Source organism: Pseudomonas sp., assembly GCF_026224925.1.
In the GTDB taxonomy this organism is placed as follows: domain Bacteria; phylum Pseudomonadota; class Gammaproteobacteria; order Pseudomonadales; family Pseudomonadaceae; genus Aquipseudomonas.
This window is the reverse complement of record NZ_JAMFRV010000117.1, coordinates 1-2,416: the sequence shown is the minus strand read 5'-3', so window position 1 is coordinate 2,416 and position 2,416 is coordinate 1. Positions and strand designations below refer to the sequence as shown.

The following is a 2,416-nucleotide window of genomic DNA, read 5'->3' as shown; positions in this document are numbered from 1 at the left end:
GGCAGCGACCGGTTTATACAGCGGCGTGTGTATCTTCTGGGCGATTCCAAGTACCTACCTTTCACGTACCTCCGCTGCGGGTGGTATTGCGATGATCAGCAGCCTAGGGTGCATCGGTGGCTTCGTCAGTACCGTGTTTATTGGCTGGATTCTGGGCCTGACCGGCAGCGTCGGAGCAGCCATGGGCGGTGTCGGTGTGATCATGATCCTCGGCGCGGTGGTGTTGTTGATCGCGTATCCCGCGACGTTGCTAAAAGCACGGTAGATACCGTACGTTTTTACGGCTGCTGCGCAGCCGATCCCGAGGTTAGTCTGAAATACCGCGGTGCAGCATTCGCGAACAAGTTCGCTCCCACCGGGATTTCGTTGTCCACACGATTTTGTAGGAGCTGCCGAAGGCTGCGATGAGGTCCGCAGGACCTCTAGCGTCAACGCAACACGCTGGTCAAAAACTGCCGCGTGCGTTGATGCTGCGGCGCAGAGAACAGCTCGGCTGGCGGCGCCACTTCAACAATACGGCCGCCATCGAAGAACACCACACGGTCTGCCACTTCCCGGGCGAAGCCCATTTCGTGGGTAACCACGATCATGGTCATGCCTTCGCTGGCGAGTTCTTTCATGACCTTGAGCACATCGCCCACGGTTTCGGGGTCCAGCGCCGAGGTCGGTTCGTCGAACAACAGCAAGCGTGGACGCATGGCTAATGCGCGAACAATGGCCACGCGCTGCTGCTGACCGCCCGACAATTCAGAAGGATAGCCGTCGGCTTTGTGCCTCAAGCCAACCCGATCGAGCAACGCCAACGCACTGCTGTGAGCCTCGGTCTTGGACATACGCTTTAGCTTGATTGGCGCCAGGGTCATGTTGGCCAACACGGTCATGTGCGGGAACAAGGTGTAGTCCTGAAACACCATGCCCACCTCCTCGCGCAATTTGCCCAGTGCCTTGCGATCACCGGCATGGGTGGCTGCGCCGTTACCGATGACCACTGTCCCCGCCGAAGGCTCTTCCAGACTGTTCAAGCAACGGATAAACGTCGACTTTCCGGAACCGCTAGGGCCGATGATCACCAGAACCTCACCCTCCTCCACGTCGAGGTCCACGCCTTTAACTACTTCATGTTCGCCAAAGCGTTTACGCAGTCCGCGTACGGTCAGGATTGTGCTCATAGGCCAGCCTGCGCGCGGGTGGCGGCCTGCAAGCGATCATGGGCAGCGGCAAAACGATCCCGGCGCGCCTGATTCAGCTCGCGCTCGGCAGCTAACCGAGCAGCGGCGCGGGTCAAACTTGGCAACAACGAAGACAACGCAGGACCACCGGCTGACGAACGCGCCTGGACGTTGGCCGCCGGGTCCAGGCATTCACGCACACTCTCGGCTGACAGCTTCAAGGCATGACCCAACTGTTCGAGAGCACACACATCCACCATCGCCGAGTCGATCTGGTTGGCGCGCAATCCTGCATCCATGGCCATTCGTACCACCGCACCGACGACGTGGTGCGCTTCACGAAATGACAAGTCGGCCTCACGTACGATCAGATCAGCAAGGCCGGTCGCGGTGGAGAAATCTTCACTGGCACGGCGCGCTGCCAAAGAAGCGTTCGGCGTCGCCGTACGCAGCACCAGATCAAGTAATTTCAAGCAGCGCAGGGACTCTTCAGCAGCCTCCCAAAAACCACGCGTGCCTTCCCGATTAGCGTCGCCGGTGTGGGAAAAGTTGCTGCCCTTGATAGTGATGCTCGCCCCCATCAACAGTCCGACGATATGCCCGGTGCGACCCTTGAGGTACTCAAGCACAGTGGGATTTTTTTTCTGCGGCATGATGCTGGACGTCGCCGCGACGCTGTCGGGAAAGTCGATCAGGCTGAATTCCAGGGTGCTCCAGACGAAATAGTCTTGGGCGACCCGGCTCCAGAATACCGAGAGCAAGCTCAGATGCGACAGGCTTTCAAGAATGAAATCCCGTGAACCTACCGCATCCAGCGCGTTGTCCAGGTAGCCATCGAATCCTAGTAGTTCTGCGGTACGCGCCCGATCAATGTTGAACGGCGTACCGGCGAACGCTGCGGCGCCCAACGGACTTTGATTCATCCCGTCGAGGGTTTGGGTCAAGCGTCGGCAGTCACGCTCCAGTGCCTGCTCCACGGCGGATAAATAGTAACCGTAGGTAATCGGCTGCGCGGGCTGCAAGTGGGTATAACCGGGCATGACCACCTCCGCATAGGCTTGGGCATTGCTCAATGCGGTTTGCCGAACCTGATGCAGGGCATCGATCAAGTTCAACAGCACTTCTCGGAAAAACCCATTGGTTTCGTTTCTCCGCCTGGCTCCCCTTTTGCTTTTCATCAAGTCGAGATAGATGAAAGCAACTTTGGGGAGCCGCTTGAATCTTCAGCTGAAGCATCTCGTAACGAT

General features: G+C 58.4%; 3 protein-coding genes and 1 pseudogene. 2 read left to right on the top strand and 2 right to left on the bottom strand.

Annotation, left to right across the window (positions count from 1 at the left end; translation table 11 throughout):
• Positions 1–265: pseudogene (locus M0974_RS05285) on the top strand (MFS transporter); the annotation flags it as partial.
• Between the two features lie 163 nt (positions 266–428).
• Here the strand turns inward: M0974_RS05285 and M0974_RS05280 are convergent.
• Entirely contained in the window at positions 429–1,169 is a 741-nt protein-coding gene (locus tag M0974_RS05280) for an amino acid ABC transporter ATP-binding protein (protein ID WP_297833654.1), read from the bottom strand.
• Entirely contained in the window at positions 1,166–2,290 is a 1,125-nt protein-coding gene (gene argH, locus M0974_RS05275) for an argininosuccinate lyase (RefSeq protein ID WP_297833651.1), read from the bottom strand. The genes M0974_RS05280 and argH overlap by 4 nt, the downstream gene beginning before the upstream one ends.
• Here argH and M0974_RS05270 point away from each other — a divergent pair.
• Positions 2,228–2,416, top strand: a 189-nt coding sequence (locus M0974_RS05270; protein ID WP_297833657.1) for a hypothetical protein, incomplete at its 3' end; no start/stop codon positions are given. The two genes, argH and M0974_RS05270, sit on opposite strands and share 63 nt — an antisense overlap.

Bases quoted from the DNA above. Each gene is read 5' to 3' on its own strand.
- M0974_RS05280 (WP_297833654.1), bottom strand. From the start codon at position 1,169: ATGAGCACAATCCTGACCGTACGCGGACTGCGTAAACGCTTTGGCGAA.